This window comes from Cyclobacterium amurskyense (assembly GCF_001050135.1).
Classification (GTDB): domain Bacteria; phylum Bacteroidota; class Bacteroidia; order Cytophagales; family Cyclobacteriaceae; genus Cyclobacterium; species Cyclobacterium amurskyense.
Genome location: NZ_CP012040.1, coordinates 5,568,280 through 5,589,826 on the forward strand (window position 1 = coordinate 5,568,280; position 21,547 = coordinate 5,589,826).

Sequence of the window (21,547 nt, forward strand, 5' to 3'; positions counted from 1 at the left end):
ATTTTAATTAATTAGAAGAAACACAACGAAACCCAGTATGTTCCAGGCCGGTATCAGCCGAGGATTTCATTTTACCGCTTACTCTATACCCTTCGCAGTAGGACACATTGCATAAGAATGACCCTCCTTTCACTACCTTTTTTGGTACTGTTGGTTCTTGTGGGTCGTAGCTGTCTTTTGGTCCTTGTGGGTTTACGGATACTTCCTCCGTAATCTTACTATAATAATCTTCCCGGTACCAGTCATTGGTCCACTCCCATACATTTCCTGCCATATCGTACAGGCCATATGGATTTGCAGGGAAGGATTTTGTTGGCGCCAATCCTTTATATCCATCAACGCCTTTATCCGTCACTGGAAAATCACCTTGCCAGATATTCGCCATAAAACCACTTTTTTCTACAGGATCATCTCCCCATGGAAAAGATTTATCTTCAAGTCCACCTCTTGCGGCATATTCCCATTCCGCTTCTGTAGGAAGTCTTTTCCCAGCCCACTTTGCATAGGCTTTCGCATCATCCCAAGCAATGTGTACTACGGGATAGTTTTCTTTACCTTCTATGCTACTCCCCGGGCCTTGTGGCATTTTCCAACTTGCACCTGGCGTCCACTCCCACCACTGGGCAGCATTATTAAGTGATATTGGCTGGTTGGGTGAATGAAAGGTTAGTGAGGCAGCTACTAATACATCATCCGGTGGTCTAGGTGTACCAGGAGGCAATTGTTTCTTAATTTCTTCCCAATCTGGTTTTTTCTCAGCTATGGTAACGTATCCTGTGGCTTCTACAAAGGCTGCAAACTGAGCGTTAGTTACTTCGGTTTCATCCATCCAAAATCCATCCACTCTGGTCCTATGTGCAGGTAACTCATCTTTTCTCCCCCGATCATCGGTCGAGCCCATAGTAAATTCACCACCTTCAATCCAAATCATTCCTTCATGGGATATAGGTGCGTCTCGTTCTTCGATGACAGCTGTGGAAGCATTGCCAGAAGGGTTAAACCTATCTGGAATATCACCATGGCAAGATTCTATTTCTGCTAATTCTACTTCTTCTTTTTTATTTGAAGAACAAGCATATAGCGTAAATGCAAAAAAGCCAATAAGAGATAAATATTTTAATCGATTGATCATTTTTCGGTAATTAAATTAAATCAACTTACAATTTAAATAAGTTAGGTGCAAACACCTATAGTTCTACATAATTTTTGATAAACGCACGATTTATCATTTTAGAGAAACCTCACCAAGTTCCATCTAGATAAATCAATCTACGATTCACCTCATCATTTACTGCTTTTAAACTCAGGGAATTTGCAGTGAAACCTTCACCATATGGGCTATGGTCTTTAAAGTAAACCAATGTATTCAACCCAATCAAATTTTCTACAGGATCCTTCCCAGCATTAAGCCACTTTGTAAGCATGGGCATTGGGTTTTTCGCCTCTACCCTTCCTGAAAGTTCAATTGCCTTTAGTTGGACAATGGAGGATGACTCACTATTGATTTTTGGAAACCGATTATAGTCATCTCCAATTTGCTTACCAAAAGAACAAGCAACACTGTAGGCCCAATACCGCTCCAGCTCATCTCCATTTTTAATTCTTTCAATAACCAGGTCATTGACATCCTCCCAATCATTGGTAGCCCAGTCAGCAATAGTTATTAGTTGCTCAAGTTGGTCATGATTTTTTTCTCCATATTCAACAGGGTTTTCCATGGCTTTGTTAACCAAAATATTTTCGGGTAGTAGGCCAAGATCGTTCTTTTCAACCATCCATAAATGAAGTTTTTCCCTCATTTGCTTTAACATAGCCTTATTTTCATCAGCCAAGTTATTGGTTTCGAAAGGGTCTTCCTCCAGATTATAAAGTCTTTCCACATGCTTTTCCTTGAAAAAAGCGGCTTGTTTTGAATTCAATCCCCCTTCCTTATAGCCTTCTTTCCAGGAAGCAAAAGCCATCATCTTATAGCGGTAATTGTTTTGCATGCCATCGGGATAATAGGGCTGAAAACTCCGTATATATTTCCATTTTCCTTTCCTTACAGATCTTACCATTTCATACTTCTCATCAAAACGATCCGCATGTCCATAAGCTTCATCTCTTCGTTCAAGGCTGACTTTCTCCAATCCTCCTCCCAAAAACGCATGACCATCCATCTGAACAGGAATTTCCAAACCAGCAAGCCTCATGACTGTTGGTGCGAAATCAATGAAACTAACAAAGGCCTGTGGTTTTTCATTGGTACCATAAGGGACAAGGTGTTTGAAGTATTTAGGAACTCTCACTACCAATGGCACATTGAGACCTGTCTCATACAAATACCCTTTACTCCCTGGTAATACACCACCATGATCTCCAAAATAAAACACAAATGTGTTTTCTAATTCTCCTGCATCAGCTAATTCCTGAATCTTCTCACCAACCCAATCGTCTATTTCCCTGATCTTATCTCTATGATAAGCGACCGTGTACCTAAATAAAGGGCTGTCTGGAAATTGGGGGAATAAAAATACTTGGGCAGGATTATCCTTGACCTTATGGTTCATCATCACCTCCTTGTTGAAGTGCAACCTGCTTTCATGGGTTTCATGAAAAGTTTCCTGATGAAAAAAAGGTTGTTTTTCATTCGGTCTATTTTGCCAGGAGGCCTTTAGTGAAGAATTGTCCCAAACATCATCACTTTCTATGGCATTGTAATCTTTTTTGGCATTATTTGACGTATAATATCCCGCTTTCCTCAGGTAAGCAGGGAACATTTCCAGTCCATCCGGCATCGGTGCGATCTTAATTTTTCTATGTAGGTGCATTCCTGTTCTTGTAGTAAGTGTGCCTGTGATAAGGGTACTGCGAGCCACTGAACATACCGGAGCATTGGAAAAAGCATTGGGGTAAAGTAAACCGAATAGAAGCATTTTCTCAATGTTTGGTGTTTCCACACCATTTGGATCAAAAAGCTTCATAAAATGCTTAGAATTATCCTCAGAAATAAGAAAAACAATATTGGGAGTATTCCGCTTGTTTTCTGTTTCCCTGGCTTGCATACTTTCGCTATCCAAAAACAGAAAGGAAAACACAAAAACAAGGAACAACTGAGTGCTATTTAAAGTCAAATAATTACGTTTTCGCATTTTATTACTTTTAAGAGATATTTAATTTATGGTGAAATGGTGTAAAACCTGTTAGAAAAGCTGTTGGCGAATCCATTTTAGGCAATGCCCCTCTTATCGCTACCCACTTGTGTTTGTACAAGCCTGGCCCGAAGGTAATCGAAGATCCATTTCCTGTGTACTTGCCCATGCCATCTTTTAAAAACACTGTTTCCTTCATCCCTTCATGAGGAACGGTTCCAGAAAATGTTCCACCTGGTCTAAATATTAACTCAAGGGCAACCGGCACATTGTCTGTACCAGTAATGGCTATATCTATAGAAAATCCATTGTCCTCCTCCTGAATGGTTACTGTACTATTGAGCTGTTGGATTTCAGATTTCCTTCTTTCGCTTCGAGGCATTTTTGACCAATCTCCATCTCCTGGGATTTTCTCCTTTGGAAAAGGTTGGTAATAAGGCCCTGACAATTGACTGGAAAGAATGTATTTTCCATTTTCTATTTTATAAGTATCTGCAGAAAATTGGCCTTTTCCAAAAAATGCACTTGCGAATCTCAAACCTTGAAGTGCCAACTCTTTTTTATGAAATGTAAAAAAAACAGTACTTCCAGAAAGTATAGAAGCATCATATCCTCCCCTCCTGATTCTTATCAAATTGGAATTATGAAATACCTTGGCATAATCCATAGGCAGCGCCTTGGCCGTAGGTAATTCTTCCCATAGAGATGGGTCTTCCAAAAAATAATATAAAAAACCAGTAGTCTTATTAAAACAGGTTTCCTCTATTAATTTACAAGCAGCAGCAAATTGCCCATCACCAGTTTTTAAGGCCATATAGCGGAAAGGGTAGTAATAATATTCAAGGGTACCAATGATAGAGTTATCTTGTCTTCCTGAAGCTTCTGTCACAATCTCTCCATTGGGATGTAGATAAAACAAGTTCATTTTCAGGTTTTTATATACATAATCCAAAAGCTCAGGTTTATCCAATCCTCTGGCAATGCTTATCAATACTCTATCACTTAAGGAAGAGTAGATATAGCTACTTTTCTCTTCATATTGTCCATCTTCGTCCAGGTCAATTTGCTCGGCAAGCCATTCTTCTACCCTTGATAAATAACCTGGATCAGCATTGATCTTGTAAAGTTCTGTCAAAGCCGAACTAACCACCCAACGATGGTTGGGTGTATGAATACCTCCCACTTTTAATCCCTCACCGGCTTTTAATAAAAATTGCTTTAGTGGAATTGTTATGCTTTCCTTTACTGCTACTTCTGACGTATCAAGTAGCCGCCAAACAGGCGCCAACCACTTCACAATAAAACCAGTATCAGGAGTGGAGTGGAAATTAGTTGATACTAAGTCTATGGTACCATCCTCATGTTGTAGGCTTAGAAAAAAGCTACAGGATAAAGCAATTTTTTTTCGTAATTCCTGATCATTGTAAAATTCAGATTCCGGACTAACCAATGCACAAATGCCGGCCTTAAGAAAAGAAGTTAAAGAATGGGCTGTAGCCATTTCAAAACCATCTAGTACTGCTCCGTAGTAGGTTGAAGCCTGATCATCTACATATCTTTCCAAGATACGTCTGACCCCCCCATCATTATTGGAGATCATCTCCAACAACCAATCAGGTTTTCCTGAACCGGATTTAGAAGATGAGAAATTTAAAGGATCAAATGACAAAGTTGCAAATGGAGCCAAAAGTGTAAATGCTCCATTTTTCCTAATGAAAGCTCTTCGCTTCATAAATTTTTGGGGATTTTGGTTGATTTTGGGAAACAATAAAGGCTAAATATACAATTTTTTTAAGACAGGAAAAGCCGTAAATGCTTTCTTTTAAAGTCCATACAAATAGTAAAATCAGCTGGAAACTATTGTTTTTAAATCATCAGTTTAAAAGCAAATGGGGACATTATAAACCTGAAACATTCATTACGCTATCCCTTTCAGAGAATTAACAATCCACAGGCCCTAAGTTCCTCTCTCATGGTTGCAGTAAAGAACTGTTTAAAATCCCCACAATTTTCTTCATAACCTTTTCTAAACCCTCCAAAGGAAACAGGACTAGCTGATGGTTTCATTTTATCAAGGGTCTCCAATAACCAATTCGCCGTTTTTTCATCAAGAGTAAAATCGATTATGGCTGAAGAAGTATGAAAAGTCAACAATTGTCTTGTAAGGGTTTTCTTTTTTTTGCGGACAACTTTTTCAGAAACAATTGGCGGATTGCCTAACCATATCATTTTTGCACCATCCTTTGGTAGGGAATTGTCCACTTTATCAAGGCAGGTTCCAATGTAATCAAGTCCAATGGTTGGCCTAGGGATCTTAAAATCAAACCAATCCTGCAAGGGGAAATCAAAGCCAATACCATGCATGAAATTAAACAATGACTTTTTCAAACCAAAACTAAATTTGGAATGATCTATACCGGTTTTGTCCTTGAAAGCAATGTCATTATTGGCAAATGAAATGGGGTTTTGTTCTGGAATAATTTGGTACTTTTCTGGTTCTAATCCAATTGGACTATGGGCCGTTAAGGCAAATTGATGCCAAAAACCAGATCTTAAAACCCCTTCTTCAAAGAGTTGTCGAACCATTTCCAGACTGTCTATGGTCTCTTGAATGGTCTGAGTGGGATAGCCATACATCAAGTAGGCATGCACCATTAGCCCAGCTTCTGTGAAATTTCTTGTTACCTGAGCCACCTGCTCCACAGTCACTCCTTTGTCTATCAATTTCAACAGGCGGTCTGAAGCTACTTCCAAACCTCCAGATACCGCTATACAACCTGAAGCACTCAACAAATGACATAAATCAAGCGTAAAACTCTTTTCAAAGCGAATGTTTGTCCACCATGTTAGGGATAGCTTTCGTTTTATAATTTCCAATGCCACCGCTCGCATCAGTGCTGGCGGCGCAGCCTCATCCACAAAATGGAAACCACTTTCTCCAGTCTCCTGAATCATTTGTTCCATTCTATCTACCAGAATAGTGGCTGTCAGTGGCTCATACAGCTTGATATAATCTAAAGATATGTCACAGAAGGTACATTTGCCCCAATAGCAACCATGAGCCATGGTCAATTTATTCCATCTACCATCACTCCACAAACTATGCATGGGGTTAGCAATTTCTATAACAGAAATATATTTGTCTAAAGGTAAATCGCTATAATCAGGGGTCCCAAGCTCCCTTTGTTTGTAGTCATTGTCCTCAGAAAGGTTGTTGTATTTTACCTCCTCACCATCAAAGTAAAAAGTACGTTTTAGCTTTAGCTCTTTCTCAAACGGGTATTTCCCATTTTGAACCAATTCTAAAAGAATTTCAATGGGTTTTTCCCCATCATCCAAGCAGATAAAGTCAATAAAATCAAAAACCCTTGGATCAGTAATAGTTCGTAATTCAGTGTTTGGAAAGCCACCTCCCATGACGATTTTTACAGAGGGATAATTGTCTTTAACAAATTGCCCACAACGAAAAGCACTGTATAAATTCCCGGGAAATGGAACAGAAAGTCCAACCATTTTAGGTTGAATTTCTTTCATTTTATTGTCCAGAATATTTAGGCTAACCTGGTCAATATAGGTAAGTTCCTTCTTTAACTTTTCATAGAGCTCGTCAAAATTATTGGCACTTTGCCCCAATGACTCAGCGTAGCGGCTAAACCCAAATTTAGGGTCTACACAGTCAATAATAAAATCCGATAAGTCTTCTAAATAAAGCGTAGCCAAATGCTTTGCTCTGTCCTGCATCCCCATATTTCCAAAAGCATAATCAAGGTCATCCAACTGCTCAAACCTTGATGCTTTAGGCAAAAAATTGTCTGTACAAATTTTCCTCGCCAAGCTGGGATTATGCCCCTGAAGGAAAAGTATCACCGAATCTATAGACTGAAAATAGGTTTCTTTTAGGGCATAGATTCTTTGTGAATTCTCAGTCTCAATCTCCTTATTTTGCTTCGCGATTTTGAATATTTCATTCAATCCCTTTTTGGAAAACACGGCCTGAATAACATCTATCCCCAAATCCATCTGATAACTACTTATCCCTTTGGTATTTAAAAAACCTTTGAGATAGGCCGTACCAGGATATGGTGTGTTTAGTTGAGTAAATGGAGGAGTAATTAAAAGCAAATCTTTCAATGGGTCTGTTTTTTTAGCCTATACAAAAGTAAGTGAAAAGGATTTACTCATCTATATTTATAGAAATAAAGGTAGCGATTCCAAACCGAAAGCCTCCTGAACCGTAAGTCTTGTTCTCAAAGCCAGCACCCATTTCTAACCTAAACACCCTAAATAGGTTATCCAGGGAATAGCCCAGCTCCCAATAGTGGGGGGAACTTTCCGTTTTTAAATAGTTAAAAAAAATGTTTTCCCTTATTCCTGAAAATCTTAATCCCGGCAATTGAGTAAAGAGAAACTTTCTAAACTGATAATGGAACAGGCCTCCTAAATAAGCATCAGTGGTACTAAAAGCATAATAATCTAAAAATCTGTAATTACTAGCTGCCCCCATATTGCTAAAGACTGTTCTGTTCCCTCCAAAATGCTTGTAATCCATAAAGTAGGCCTTCTCCCCATTGATAAAGGTACCCGCATTTATATTGAACGCTAATTTCCCACTTACACCAAAAGGAATAGCATGCTTTATTCCCAATTCAATGTGCTTGAATTCGGCAACCTCCGAATTCTTGAAATTAATGGGTAGGGCTTGCTTGTATTTCATCAAAATCAAAGGGGTAGAATTCAGCAAAGGGATCTTACGCCCATTTCTGACCTGATACTTTAAACCAGGCCTCCAATCTATATTCAAGTCTGCTATCAATGCATCATTCTCTATAAAGGAGTTTGCCTGACCCAAATTTAAATTCGGCTGATTGTCAGTGTAATCTTTTTTATCCCTATTGAAAAAGCTGTAATCACTGTGGTTAGACAATGGGCTGCGTTGCTCTAAACTAAGGCTAGTCCTATAGGTAAACTTGTCTCCCATCCTATGCGCCCAAAAGAGCTTTGAAAACGATTTTTCATACAACTTCATGTAATTATCCCTAAGAAAAAGTGAATAGAAGGCATTTACCTGTTCACTTATAGGTTGGTCGGCATTGTATTGATAAATGTATTTTCCAGCATCTATTCCCCAACTGTGGCCTTCCCTCCCTTTGGTGACAGACCTACGGAAATTTAAAGTTATATATGCTTTTTCACTGGCAAATCCATACCTGAATTCTGGTCTGAAATTCCAGGATTTCACTTCATTGGTAACACTATCAGCTAGTTTGGTTACTTTCTCTTTCCGATAGAAGCCCGAAAAACCCACCTTAAAACCCTCTACAGTATTGAAGGACATTTTTGTCCAATTGGTATAAAAGCCCGCAGACCTGCCCTTACCAAAATTATACCTTCCCCCTGTTAGGAAATCAAAAGCTTTGAACTTCCTTTTGGCTTTTTGGGCAATGCTATCCACTTCACTATTTTTGGCAATATCTACCAAGGCCAAACTATCGTCTCGGATATAGCCAAGAACTTCCTTATCGGTCAAAGGCGTTGGTCGAATACTGTCCCAGTAAACGCTGTTTCTTTTGGTAGCTAAAGAGTCGATGCTGTGTGACCTAATGGAAATAATGTCTTTGTCTTCTCTTATTTTTGCTTCTTCTTTTTCATAAGCCGCAATCAATTTTCGGTATTGCTTCCTACTAAGCTGATCTGCCTCCTCCAACTGTTCAATTGGCGATTCATTAGAGGATATTTTATTAATTTCTTCAGGAATTTGAGTGATTTTTTCATCAACTATTTCTGTTTCAAATACCAGATCTGGATTAAGTTTCAAGTCATAATCTCTTGTAGACGCCAGGTATTGAAACTCTCCAGCGAAACCGAAAAATTTCCCTCCAAAATTATAGGAATGTGTTATTGGCATCCATACTTTCTCCATAACGGGTGCGTATTGTTGCCTCACTCTAATATCGAAACCCATAAGGGAGGTTTTAAGATCTAAACTATGGATGGCCCACAAATCCTCAATAATATAAATGTATCCATCAAATACTTTCTCTCCTTTTGACCGGGGGATCACTCTTATTTTATTGACAAGCACCTCATTTTCTAGAAAGGTCCCCTCCAAGCGAAACTTGTAGTAGGCAAAAGCTGATCTTGCCAATGGAGAGATAATTTCATTCACTTTATCATCATAAAAACTGGCACCTATATAGGGCGCTGGTGAAGTTTGGTTATTGTCTCCACTAGAACGTATACTGATTACAGTTTCCTTAATCTCATTTGGTTGTTTGAATTCAATCTTAGACACTGACTCTGAGGTGTAGGCCTCATTTAGACCTATACCTTCTTCAGCCAATTTCTTTTTAAGAAAAAAAGGGGCATCAGTAAGTTCTCCTGTGCCTTTGATGTAAACCATCATGCTGTAAGCTTCCACCTGAAGCTTGTGATACTTGGCTTTGGCAATTGCTTTACGTATAACCGTCAGGGCAGGATCCTCAGCTCCTTCCCTAACCTCAACCTCGCTTAGCCCATAAGTTTGCATCTCCAAACTTACATTGACTTCCACCCAATCATCTTTAACCTCAACTGTCTTCAATTGAGAAGTATAGCCTAAATATTGAACAATAATATCGTAATGTCCATTTGGAAGTTTCCACTCAAAATAGCCATTTTGATTGGTAGGTATTCCATCATTTAGATTTCTAGCAAATACGGTAGCGAAAGCAAGGGCTTGCCCATCTACTGTAGATACAGTTCCTTTTATGCCTTGAGCATTTAGCTGCGTTCCAGCCAAGGAAAATACAAACAGCAGTAATCCTATCCAAAAAGTACTTATTGATGTCTTTTCCATTAATACCCATAATTGCTTACCGAAATGGCCTTTTTCACAACAAACCTAAAACAAGAAAGAATTTGAAAATGGAAACCATAAACCAGTAAAAGCCTTTAATATAACCAACACCAATCTATAAAATTAACTCTAGTAATTAGAACTTGGATAAAATGGTTAACAACAATTAACTGTGATGAGGATTATCTATTCCTGATCGAAAGCCCACTTTACTTGGTCCCATATTTCAGGCCCATCATTGCTAAGTTTTGGACCTTGGGTACTTCTGCCATTTTTGATTAGGCTGATCATTTCATTTTTCAATGACAAAGCAAGCTCAGGATAATCAGATATTAAGTTTGATTGTTCTGATGGATCTTTAGAAAGGTCAAAGAGCTGCATCTCTGGTAAACCAGCAAGTTCTTTGGCAGATCTTGGAGCAGTCCATCCACCAGATCCTGGCCAGGCAATTAGTTTCCATTTGTCTTTTCTGATGGCAAACCTACCATCTATCGAATGGTGAATTACAGAAGGTCTTACCTCCGCCTGCATGGCACCGTTAAGTACTTTCAAAAAACTAAAACTATCCTCCCCGGCATTTTCCGGCATTTTCTGACCTAATATATCTGCAACGGTAGCCATAAAATCTGTAGTACAGATAATTTGCTCCGAGGTTTGTGCTCCCGATATTCTTTCTGGCCATTGGACTATAAATGGCACTCTATGTCCTCCTTCATAAATGTCTGCCTTATGTCCTCTGAAACCTTGACTAGGATCATGACCAACTCTAGCCAGTTCTGCGAAATTAGCTTTAGGAGAACAGCCATTGTCTGAAGTAAAAATCAATAAGGTATTGTCTAAAACACCTTGCTTTTCCAGTTCAGCAACAATTTTTCCTACCACATCATCAACTTGCAGGACAAAGTCTCCATACATATTTGTATTGCTTTTACCCATAAACTCGGTCGTTGGTAATATGGGGGTATGCGGAGCTGGAAGTGGGAAATAAAGGAAAAAGGGTTTTTCTTTATTGGAATTTTCCCCAATAAAATCAACTGCCTTATCAGTCAGGTGAGATAAAACTTTAACATGTTCAAAATCAGGTGCTGTAGGGCCTTCTCTCCAGAAACCTTTATCATCCACGTTTACTGTTATTTTATCAGGCAATGCCGTAACCCTATCATTTTCAATGTATACGTAGGGTGGAATATCCAGAGAACTACTAAATCCATAAGCATAAGTAAAGCCTACCTGATTGGGGCCATTTTTAATGGGTTGGGAATAATCCACTTCTAAAATGGTATTCAGGTTATCTATGTTTTCATAATTTTGCTTAAAAACCCAATCCCATCCCAGGTGCCACTTTCCAATAAATCCGGTATAGTAGCCGGTCTTTTGCAAAAGCTTACCTACAGTAAATCGATCATTGCTAATCAATGGGGCTGAATAACCACCTAAAACGCCATTTTTAAGCGTAGATCTCCAATTGTACCTACCTGTCAAGATTCCATATCGAGTAGGCGTACAGACAGAAGAGCTGGTATGTGCATCTGTAAACTTCATCCCATTTTCTGCCATTTTATCAAGATGAATGGTTTTAATTTTGCCATCAGGATTGTAGCAGGAAGCATCACCTATCCCCATATCATCGGCCAAAATATACACGATATTTGGAGTTTCGTTTTGCTGTGCAAAACCGAAATTAATTTGAAAAAGCAAAATGCATATTGAGAGAATTAGTGTTTCTATGTTGTGGTTCATTGTTAATTATTTTAGCGAAATAAACTGTCAATTATTACTTGAATAATAGGTATTATAATCCGTATTGGGGTAAAATTTCATTTTAGTAATGAAAATCTATAAAGATAAGCATTAAACTAAAATTCAAATAATTTCGACAAAGGAATCATGTGATTCTACCAAATAAGCAAATCGAGCCCAATACCACTCAAGCAATTTATCTAAAATTGCTTGAGATTTTAATATTTACCTAAGTAATAAATAAACTTTTTGAGGAGTAAGAATAAATACTTGCCCTAAAAAATAGCAGTAAATTTCCATGGAAAGTAAATCCAGAATACATTAATTCATAGAAAACCATAAGTAAAATTGAGCCATTGAATCCATATGAGACCGATACCTTTTACTATAATTCTTTCTAGCTTAATTAATATTTTATAATTTAATCCAAACATATATAATAACACGGATATTATAACAAATTAAAATAAGTATGGCGAAAACATATTGGTAGCAAATAAGTTAAAGCAAAAAACTGAAAAAATACATTTTTAATTTCAATGATAAATTGGAATATTTTAATTATTGTTGTCTTTAGATTAATTTGTCACTTTTGGGAGCTATCTCAATTCCAGAATACATTAATTTATAAAATTAACAGATCGTATGAAAATTTGAATTATTATCCTCAAACCCTACAGGCAGTATAAAAGTATTCATTTATGATCAATCCACTCGTAATATGGGAAACGTAGTCAACAGTAATTCCAAATTAACCAAAAACATAATCCAGCAAAATTCCAAAATAAAATCAAATCATACTTCCTACCTGGTTTCCTCAGTTGATTATCCTAGGGACAAAACTATAATTTCGCAACTGAACGAGGTAACTCGAAAATATCCTGAAAGAATAGGCTTTGTTTTCGAAAGTGAATCGTTGACATTTCAGGAACTAAATAAGCAGGCGAATGAATTGGCTTCCTTTCTAATTAATAAAGGAATTTCTACGGGAAGCCTAGTGCCATTTTGCATGGAGAAATCCTTGGAAATGTTGGTAACGATATTTGGTATTTTAAAATCCGGAGCAGCTTATGTGCCTATAGATCCTAATTTTCCCATAGATCGAATTCAATATATTCTTGAAGACATCAAAGCATCAGTATTGTTGGTCAATAGTGATTTAGACGAAAGTTTAACTGTATCTGAAGAAATCGAGCTGATGAACTTCTCCTCCATCCCGAAGGATCAGGTTTCAGAGCCAACAATAACATTTCAACCTAGTCCTGAAAACCTTGCTTATGTAATTTATACTTCTGGCTCTACGGGCAATCCTAAAGGAGTAATGGTGCCTCATAAAGGCTTAATGGACCATTGTTTTGGATTGATAGAAAGTGCCAAGCTTAAAGATTGTGAATCCTACGCTATCACAGCTCCTATCGTATTTGATGCTGGACATTCCCTTATCCACACTTCTATAATTCAAGCTGCTACTTTCCATTTTATATCAGATACAGTACTATTAGATAGCGAGAGATTTACAGCTTACCTGACAAACCAAAAAATTGATTGCCTAAAAATTGTACCTTCTTTATGGTTGAGTCATACTGAAGGAGGTTTTATCCCTGTTCCGGAGAAAAAGTTAATTTTTGGTGGAGAAAATTTCCCACTTTCCATACTAGCATTTCTAAATAAAATTGATTTTAAAGGGGATGTTTTCAATCATTATGGCCCTACTGAAGCTTCCATAGGCAAATGTATACACCAATTAGACTTAAGTCGTAAATACAATCAAGTACCAATTGGCAAACCATTTTCCAATTCATTCATCCTTATTCTGAACAGCAAACTCGAAATGGTAACTGAAGATGAGGTAGGAGAAATATATATAGGTGGAGAAGGCATTGCCAGGGGGTACCTCAATTTACCAATGGCAACCGCCAAAAGCTTCATCCCTGATTTTATCTCAGGGCTAAATGGTGGTGTTTTATACCGCACAGGAGATTTGGGCAAAACATCTGAAGATGGAAACATCCTATATCATGGTAGAATTGATGATCAGATAAAAATTAATGGATACCGCATCGAACCTGGTGAAATTGAAACTTGCATCTATCAGTTTGAAAGCATCAAGCAAGTCACGGTTGTAGCCAAAAGCAACAAGTCGGACAAAAGCTATTTGGTTGCTTACTATGTACTTGAAAGGAGCACTTTAGAGGATAATATAAAAGAAAAACTTAAATCAAAGCTTCCTGCCTACATGATCCCGAAATACTGGGTGAATATGGAGACAATGCCTTTAACCAGCAATGGTAAAATTGATAAGCAATCTTTACCTGATCCCGAGTGGAAAGCAACTATCAGCTCCACAACTAGTTTTCCTAAGACAGAAACGGAAAAGTGTCTATTAGCAATATGGCGAAAGGTTTTGGGTTGGAAACAGATTGGTACAGATGATAATTTTTTTGAATTAGGCGGAGATTCATTGCTTGCTATCCGATCTATTTCTGCTATTAAGCAGGAATTAGGCAAACGACTTTTGGTTAAAGATTTCTTTGACTCACCAACCATTTCTAGTCTAAGCCAAAAAATAGATAAAACGGATATCGACTTACAAGTTTTGGCAGCTACAGAAAATGCTGGTAGCCCCCCACTTTCCTTCAATCAGGAAGCTATGTGGATCATTCATAATTCAAGAGGAAGCCTGCAATACCATTTACCTATGGTATTCTCTATCAATGGTGAGTTGGATGTGAAGTCTCTTAAGGCAGCATTTAAAGAAATCGTCAAACGTCATTTACCTTTACAGACAATTTTTACAGCGACGGATGAGGGCTTGGTGCAAGAACAGCTTGGGTCAGACTCTTGGCTTTTACAGGAATTTATTACACCTCAAACTGAAAATGAGGTTTTTCGGGACTGGCCTTTCAAATCTATGATTGCGCAGCCTTTCGATCTTTCCTCAGATTATATGATTAGGGCTGCTATATTCCAAATAGAGCCACAAAAACACATTTTGGGTATTGTTGTTCATCATATTGCATGGGACGGATGGTCCACTGCCCTGTTTAAAAATAACCTTTCCAATCTGTACAATCTTATTAAGAATGGAAAGCCTGTTCCAAAACAAGCAAATGCTTTAGCCTATACAGATTTTTCATTGCACCAGAGAAGCCTTCTAAAAGGTGATTTTTTAAATAATTCACTTCAATATTGGAATAAAAAACTAACCGGAGTCCTACCGAGTCAACTTAGAACCGATTCTTCAAGAACTTCAGAAGTAACTTCATCTGGTTCCTCTCAGGAATTTATTATCGATAAGGAGACCCATTCAAAATTAAAAAGTCTAGCGAAAAAACACAATGCAACGCTTTTTATGGTATTACTAGCCGGATTTAAAGCCTTGCTAAAAAGACATAGTAATCAAGAAGACATCTGTGTTGGTATTCCAATGGCTGGAAGAGAGCATAATGGGATGGAAGATTTAATTGGTTTTTTCGTCAACACCTTACCTATCAGAACATTGGTGGACGGAAATTCGGATTTCAATGATTTACTTAAAAATGTCAAAAACAACACATTAGAAGCTCTAGAGCATGGCCATGTACCATTTGGTGAAATTGTAAAATTATCAGACGATTTCAGATTTTCTGATCGAAATCCTGTTTTTCAGGTGCTATTTGTCATGCAAAGCAATAGCGCAACTGAATTAAACTTTGATGATTTAGAAATCACACCATTAAAAGTCACAAAGCAGACCTCTGAATTTGAGCTAATACTAGAAGTTAAAGAGTCTGAAGAATTGCTAACAGGCCAATTTGAGTTCCAAACGGCAATATTTAATCCATCCACTATTGCCCTAATTTCTGATCACTATATAGAACTGCTCAAGTCAATAACCATTGATTCTCAGGACTCCATAGATGGAATAAACTTACTTAATGAGAAGGAAAAGGATTTTGTTTTAAATAAACACAACGATTTTGTCCTTCCAAAGGAATTATCTCATAGTACTTTTTTAAGTCTTTTCGAAGATCAGGTGAAGCTAGTTCCAAATAAAACTGCCATAGATTTTAATGGCGATAGTAATAGTTTTACCGACTTAGATTTAAAGAGCAACCTGCTTGCCAACCATTTAATTAATATAGGAGTAAAACGAGGCACCTATATTCCTATTTGTTTAGACAACTCTCCTCAAATGATCATTGGGATATTGGGAATTCTAAAGGCTGGTGCAGCCTATGTTCCTTTAAACCCGGATTTCCCAAAAGAAAGAATTCAATTTATTCTTGAAGACACCAAAGCTTCCTGGGTGATTACAGATGAGGAAACCGAAAACATTTTTCGGGAGAACTTTACTTCCATCTCTATTATATCACTTGATTCAAAGCTAAGCAGCATAAATAAGGGAAACCCTGAAAAACCTGCTTTACCTCTTTCTACCGAAGACCCAGCCTACCTAATTTATACATCTGGAACAACAGGCAAACCTAAAGGAGTGATCATTAGTCACAGGGGTTTATTTTTGTTTTTATTTTCACGAGAAAGGTATTATCCGGAAAGTTATCCTACTTTGCTTTTAATGTCATTTACTTTTGACGGATCCATTCCAGCAATTTTTGGAACATTGGCTAGAGGTAATGCCTTAATATTAGGAAAGGCCAACCAACTCAAAGATACTAAGGAGCTGAAGAAATTAATAAGACTTACTGGAACAATCCATTGTGTACCTTCCTTTTATCATTTTTTACTAACCGAAAATTTGATTCCTACTGGGCAAATTAAAAGGGTGATTTTAGGTGGGGAAAAAATAGATTCCTCACTATTGGCCTTGCATTTCGAAAAGAATAAAGAGGCAAAATTATACAATGAATATGGCCCCACAGAAGCGACAGTATGGGTTACTGTTGCAGAATTGAAAACACCTAAGACACGAATTACAATTGGAAAACCCATAGCTCACATTAATATCTATATTTTAGATCATTTAGGTAAAGTATGTCCTGTAGGAATTCCTGGAGAGCTATTTATTTCAAGTGAAAGTTTGGCCAAAGGATACTTAAACCGCCCTGAATTGACCGCTTTAAATTTTGTTCCTGACCCCTTTTCAAATGTGAAAGACAGGAAAATGTACAAAACAGGAGACCAAGCAATTCTCCTTCAAGACGGGAATATTGAATTATTGGGCAGATTGGATAATCAGGTAAAGTTAAGGGGCTATAGAATCGAGTTAGAGGAAATAGAAAAGGTATTAAACACTTTAGATTTAGTCGACATATCCGTTGTTACCCTAAATGGTAAAACTCCCGAAAACCAGGTACTTGTTGGACATATAATCACAGTCAATAACTTAAAGTACTTATCAGAAGAACAAAAAACAGAAAGACTAATTGCTCACCTTTCTGATAATTTGCCTTCCTACATGATCCCTTCTCAATGGCATTTTATAAATTCAGTTCCCCTAACTACTAACGGTAAAATAAATAGAAAAAAACTTTCGCAAATTGATCTAAGCGCAAAATTCAACAAGGTTCTCACACAATCTAAAAACCCTACTGAAATACGGCTGCAAGAGATTTGGGAAGAATTATTGAATATTAAGCAGGTTGGGATTAATGATAACTTCTTTAAAATAGGTGGTCATTCCCTAATGGCTATAAGGTTAATAAATGCCATTAAAACTCATTTTAACTTTGAAATAAAGTTTACTGAAATATTTAAACAACCTACCATCCATCAGCAGGCCTTACTCATAGGTGGAATTTCTTCAACATTGCCAAGGCAGCAAAACATCGAAATCCCCATTGAACCTAAGGAATTTCCCCTTTCCTTTAATCAGGAAAGTTTGTGGTTGACTGACAAATTAGAAGGCTCTTTACATTATCATATTCCTTTGGTTTTGAAACTTACTGGAAAGCTTGACAGCCTTTCGATGGAGTCCACTTTACGTAAAATTCTCGACAGACATGAAATATTGCGGTCTGTTTACCAATATGATGGAGACCACATTTATCAGGTAGTGCGTAAAATTGAAAATTGGCAATTGGAAGTTAAGGACATTTCTACAGAAGTCTGGGATGAACAAACGCTTAGTAATTTTATACAATTGCAGATCAATCAACCATTTGATTTGAGACAAGACCTAATGTTCCGAGCCTTATTGATTCGTCAAAGTAATGAGGTAAGTATCCTTGCTTTGGCTTTCCACCACATTGCTTTTGATGGATGGTCAGTCGGAATATTAATGAATGAAATCGAATATTTTTATAGCCGGATTAAAAATAACAGCCCATTAGACAAGCAACCTTTACCCATCCAATATAGAAATTATGCCATTTGGCAAAGAAACCAATTTCAAAGCTATGGATTTGAGGAAAATATAGCTTATTGGAAAAATAAACTTGCTGCATTACAGCCAATTTCATTAGCGCAACATAAAAATGTCATTGATGATCCTAATAGTGATTGCGATACGATATTCTTCCTTATCCCAGCCCACCACTCAAAACATTTAAAGGAACTAGCTAGTAAGTCAGAGACAACATTGTATATGGTTTTAATGGCCACTTTTAAAACCCTTCTGTACCAATTGACTCATCAAACGGACATTTGCGTAGGGACTGTGGTGGCAGATCGGAATTATCAGCATACAGACAAGTTACTAGGGTATTTTGTCAATACCTTACCGATTCGATCACATCTCAATCCAAGTGGTAATTTTAGTGACTTCTTAAATGAAGTAAAAGACAACTGCCTTGAAGCCTTTGAATTTCAGGAGATACCTTTCGAGAAAATAGTAGTTGCAGCCCAACCTGAAAGAATACTAGGAAGCAATCCCCTTTTTCAAGTAATGTTTTTACTTCAAAATTCTTTTGATAAAAATGGATGGAAAATTGACGATTTAATAATAGAACAACTTAAAACCAAACCACAAAGAGCAAAATTTGACCTTATGCTTACCAGCACTGAGGTTGAAAATGGTATCGAAGGTGTGATGGAATACAAAACATCTCTTTTTAATTCAGAGGAGGTAAATCAAATTATTGAAAAATACCTAGACTTACTGGAGACCATTTTTGCTCAACCTTCCCTGCCAATTGATGCTTATACTGAAGACAAGAAAGCCAAAATCAATAGTATCCAGGAGGAATTAAAACCTGATACCTACAATGAATTCAGACCTGTTCAGGAATTAATAGAATCTGCTGTTCATCAATACCCTGCAAAAACAGCAATAATTTCTAAAAATGAATCCTGCAGCTATAAAGTGCTAAATGAAACATCCAATCAATTGGCAGATCTTCTAATCCAAAAAGGCATAGGCCGGAATGATATAGTGGGCATAGTAATGGATCGTTCAATAGAGATGATCACATCTATTATGGCAGTATTAAAAGCAGGGGCAGCCTATCTCCCTGTAGATACTGATTTTCCTGATGAGCGGATCAGTTATATGCTCAAGGATGCAGCAAAGGTTCATATAACACATAACAAATACAAAGGGAAATTCAAGTCACAGTCAATAGAGATTCTGTGGGAGGAATTCAAAGCAAAGCAGGATAATTTCTCAAAAGAAAACCCATCTCCGAACAATGAAGCCAATGATGTGGCTTATATTATTTATACCTCCGGATCTACAGGAAAGCCAAAAGGAGTCATGCTAACCCATGGCAACTTGTATAACTTCCTTAAAACCGTTAGCCATAAACCCGGAATCACGGCCAAAAATAAATTTCTGGCCGTAAGCTCTGCATCTTTTGATATTGCCTTACTGGAGTTAATATTGCCTTTCGTACACGGGGCTCAAATCGTAATTCTCGATCAATTCGAGAGAAAAGATCCCCGACTTATTTCAGATTATTTAAGGCAAAAAAAGGCTGACATTATGTTTGCTACACCTACCCATTGGAAAATGCTTTTAGAAAGCGGATGGAATTCGCGAGTAGACAACCTGCAAATAATCAGCGGAGGTGAAGCGTTGAGCAAAGAATTGGCAAAGCAGCTATTGCCATTATGCCATAGCCTTTGGAACATTTATGGCCCTACAGAAACTACTGTTTTCTCTACCATAAAAAAGATCGAGGCAGATCAATCACTTATTACAATAGGCCGAGAGGTACTGAATACTAAAATATATCTTCTTGATGAAAACCAAAAACCTGTACAAAAAGGAAAGGAAGGAGAAATCTACATTTCCGGTAAGGGTGTAGCAAAGGGATACCTTAACCAACCGGAGTTAACCAATCAAAAATTCTCCACAGATCCATTTCAATCGCAATTAGGTATCTGTATGTATAAAACCGGTGACAGAGCAAAATTCCTACCCGACGGAGAAATGCAAATCCTTGGGAGAATTGACAATCAAATCAAATTGAGGGGTCATAGGATTGAACTTGAGGAAATTGAACAGGCCATAAATGAACTAGCCTCAGTCAAAGAAAGTGTAGTTTTATTTAGAAATACTTCTCGTAATGACAAAGGCTTGGTTGCCTATCTCCTCCTCAAGGAAAATTTGGAAGAAAGTGAAGTAACAGATAAAACCAAGGTAGTTTCAGCCAAGCAAGTCAAGGGCTGGAAAAAAGAATTGTCCCTTACACTTCCTGGCTATATGTTGCCTTATGATTATGTTATTGTAGACCATTTTCCCCATACTGCAAGTGGAAAGATTGACCGGCTTCGACTACCGGATCCCATAGCTATCGATCAGGAGGTTATTCTGTTACCTGAAACTCTAGAAGAAAAGAAAATCGCTGCAATTTGGTCAGTTGCCCTGGGTTTAGATAAAATAGATATCACCGATAATTTCTTTGAGATTGGCGGACATTCTTTGATTGCTGTGAAAGTAATGACCTTGATAGAAAAAGAGCTAGGAACCCGATTGCCACTTTCAATTCTCTTTAAATACCCCACAATTCAGAAATTAGGTAGTTTCTTGGAGAGCAAAGTAGAATTAAACAAAGAATGGAAATCTATTGTACCTATACAGCCTTCCGGATCGAGGCCACCAATCTACCTTGTGCATGGAGCAGGATTAAACGTAATGCCATTTCATTCACTGGCCAAATACCTGGTCAAGAATCAACCACTATATGGCATCCAATCCAAAGGTATGAATGAAGAAAACACAAAGTATGAATCCATTGAAGAAATTGCCCGTAACTATATTGAAGAACTAAAGGAGAATAGCCCTAGTGGCGAAATCATTTTGGGAGGTTATTCCCTGGGAGGAATCATTGCATTCGAAATGGCCAAACAGTTAAAGAACTCCAGCATAACTGTTAAAAAACTCATTCTTTTTGACAGTTATGCTACTTTTATCAAAGATCCCCACAGTCCAAAAAACAAGCTTCTTGCTAAAATTCACCTTCAGCTATATAAAAAGTCCCATGATTTAAAATTACTGGTAACTCATCCATCTGTTTTAAAGGACATTAAATACAAGTCAATTAGTAAAAAACTGAATGGATTATTTATTAAATTAAAGTTAAAAACTAAAAAATCAGAAAGTCCTATTCTCCAAAGAATTAACAAAATTAAAGCCTTGCATTTGGCTGCTTGTAAGAATTATACACCGGGATTTTACGAAGGGGAAATCACCCTATTTAGAGCCAAAATTCGAACTAATTATTTCTTCGAACCAGAATTTCTTGGATGGAAGGCCTTTTCCAGATCTATAAATATAATCGAAGTAGAAGGTACTCATACAGGTTTGTTTATAGAACCAAATGATAAAAAAATTGCCACAATTATTAAACAAGTGGTGGAATAAAGGAAATCATTGTGGGATGGGGTGATCGGTGATTAGATGACAGGGTGATGGGGTGATCCAAAATTCGTTATATCAATCAGTTGTGAATTGCTTTCA

At 37.5% G+C, this 21,547-nt stretch carries 7 protein-coding genes; 1 reads left to right on the plus strand and 6 read right to left on the minus strand.

Annotated features, from left to right (window positions below; translation table 11 throughout):
- Window positions 1–7: 7 nt before the first annotated feature.
- The 6 genes from CA2015_RS22245 to CA2015_RS22270 all read right to left on the minus strand — a co-directional run bounded on the left by CA2015_RS22245 (window position 8) and on the right by CA2015_RS22270 (window position 11,706).
- Window positions 8–1,132 carry a formylglycine-generating enzyme family protein gene (locus tag CA2015_RS22245; protein WP_048643890.1) on the minus strand — a complete coding sequence of 375 codons (1,125 nt, stop codon included), beginning with the start codon at window positions 1,130–1,132 and terminating at the stop codon, window positions 8–10.
- Window positions 1,133–1,241: 109 nt separating this feature from the next.
- Window positions 1,242–3,131 carry a sulfatase family protein gene (locus CA2015_RS22250; protein WP_084011949.1) on the minus strand — a complete coding sequence of 630 codons (1,890 nt, stop codon included), beginning with the start codon at window positions 3,129–3,131 and terminating at the stop codon, window positions 1,242–1,244.
- A gap of 10 nt (window positions 3,132–3,141) precedes the next feature.
- On the minus strand, window positions 3,142–4,863 hold the full coding sequence (locus CA2015_RS22255; RefSeq protein ID WP_048644697.1) for a hypothetical protein: 1,722 nt from the start codon (window positions 4,861–4,863) through the stop codon (window positions 3,142–3,144).
- A gap of 200 nt (window positions 4,864–5,063) precedes the next feature.
- Entirely contained in the window at window positions 5,064–7,262 is a 2,199-nt protein-coding gene (locus CA2015_RS22260; RefSeq protein WP_048643891.1) for a B12-binding domain-containing radical SAM protein, read from the minus strand.
- Window positions 7,263–7,305: 43 nt separating this feature from the next.
- Window positions 7,306–9,966, minus strand: a complete 2,661-nt coding sequence (locus CA2015_RS22265; RefSeq protein WP_048643892.1) for a DUF5686 and carboxypeptidase regulatory-like domain-containing protein — start codon at window positions 9,964–9,966, stop codon at window positions 7,306–7,308.
- A 186-nt stretch (window positions 9,967–10,152) separates the two neighbouring features.
- Window positions 10,153–11,706: a sulfatase family protein gene (locus tag CA2015_RS22270; protein ID WP_084011951.1), complete on the minus strand. Its 1,554-nt coding sequence runs from the start codon at window positions 11,704–11,706 to the stop codon at window positions 10,153–10,155.
- 721 nt (window positions 11,707–12,427) lie between these two features.
- Here CA2015_RS22270 and CA2015_RS22275 point away from each other — a divergent pair.
- The gene (locus CA2015_RS22275; protein WP_048643893.1) at window positions 12,428–21,451 is read left to right on the plus strand and encodes a non-ribosomal peptide synthetase; all 9,024 of its coding nucleotides are present in this window, start codon (window positions 12,428–12,430) and stop codon (window positions 21,449–21,451) included.
- Window positions 21,452–21,547: the final 96 nt, after the last annotated feature.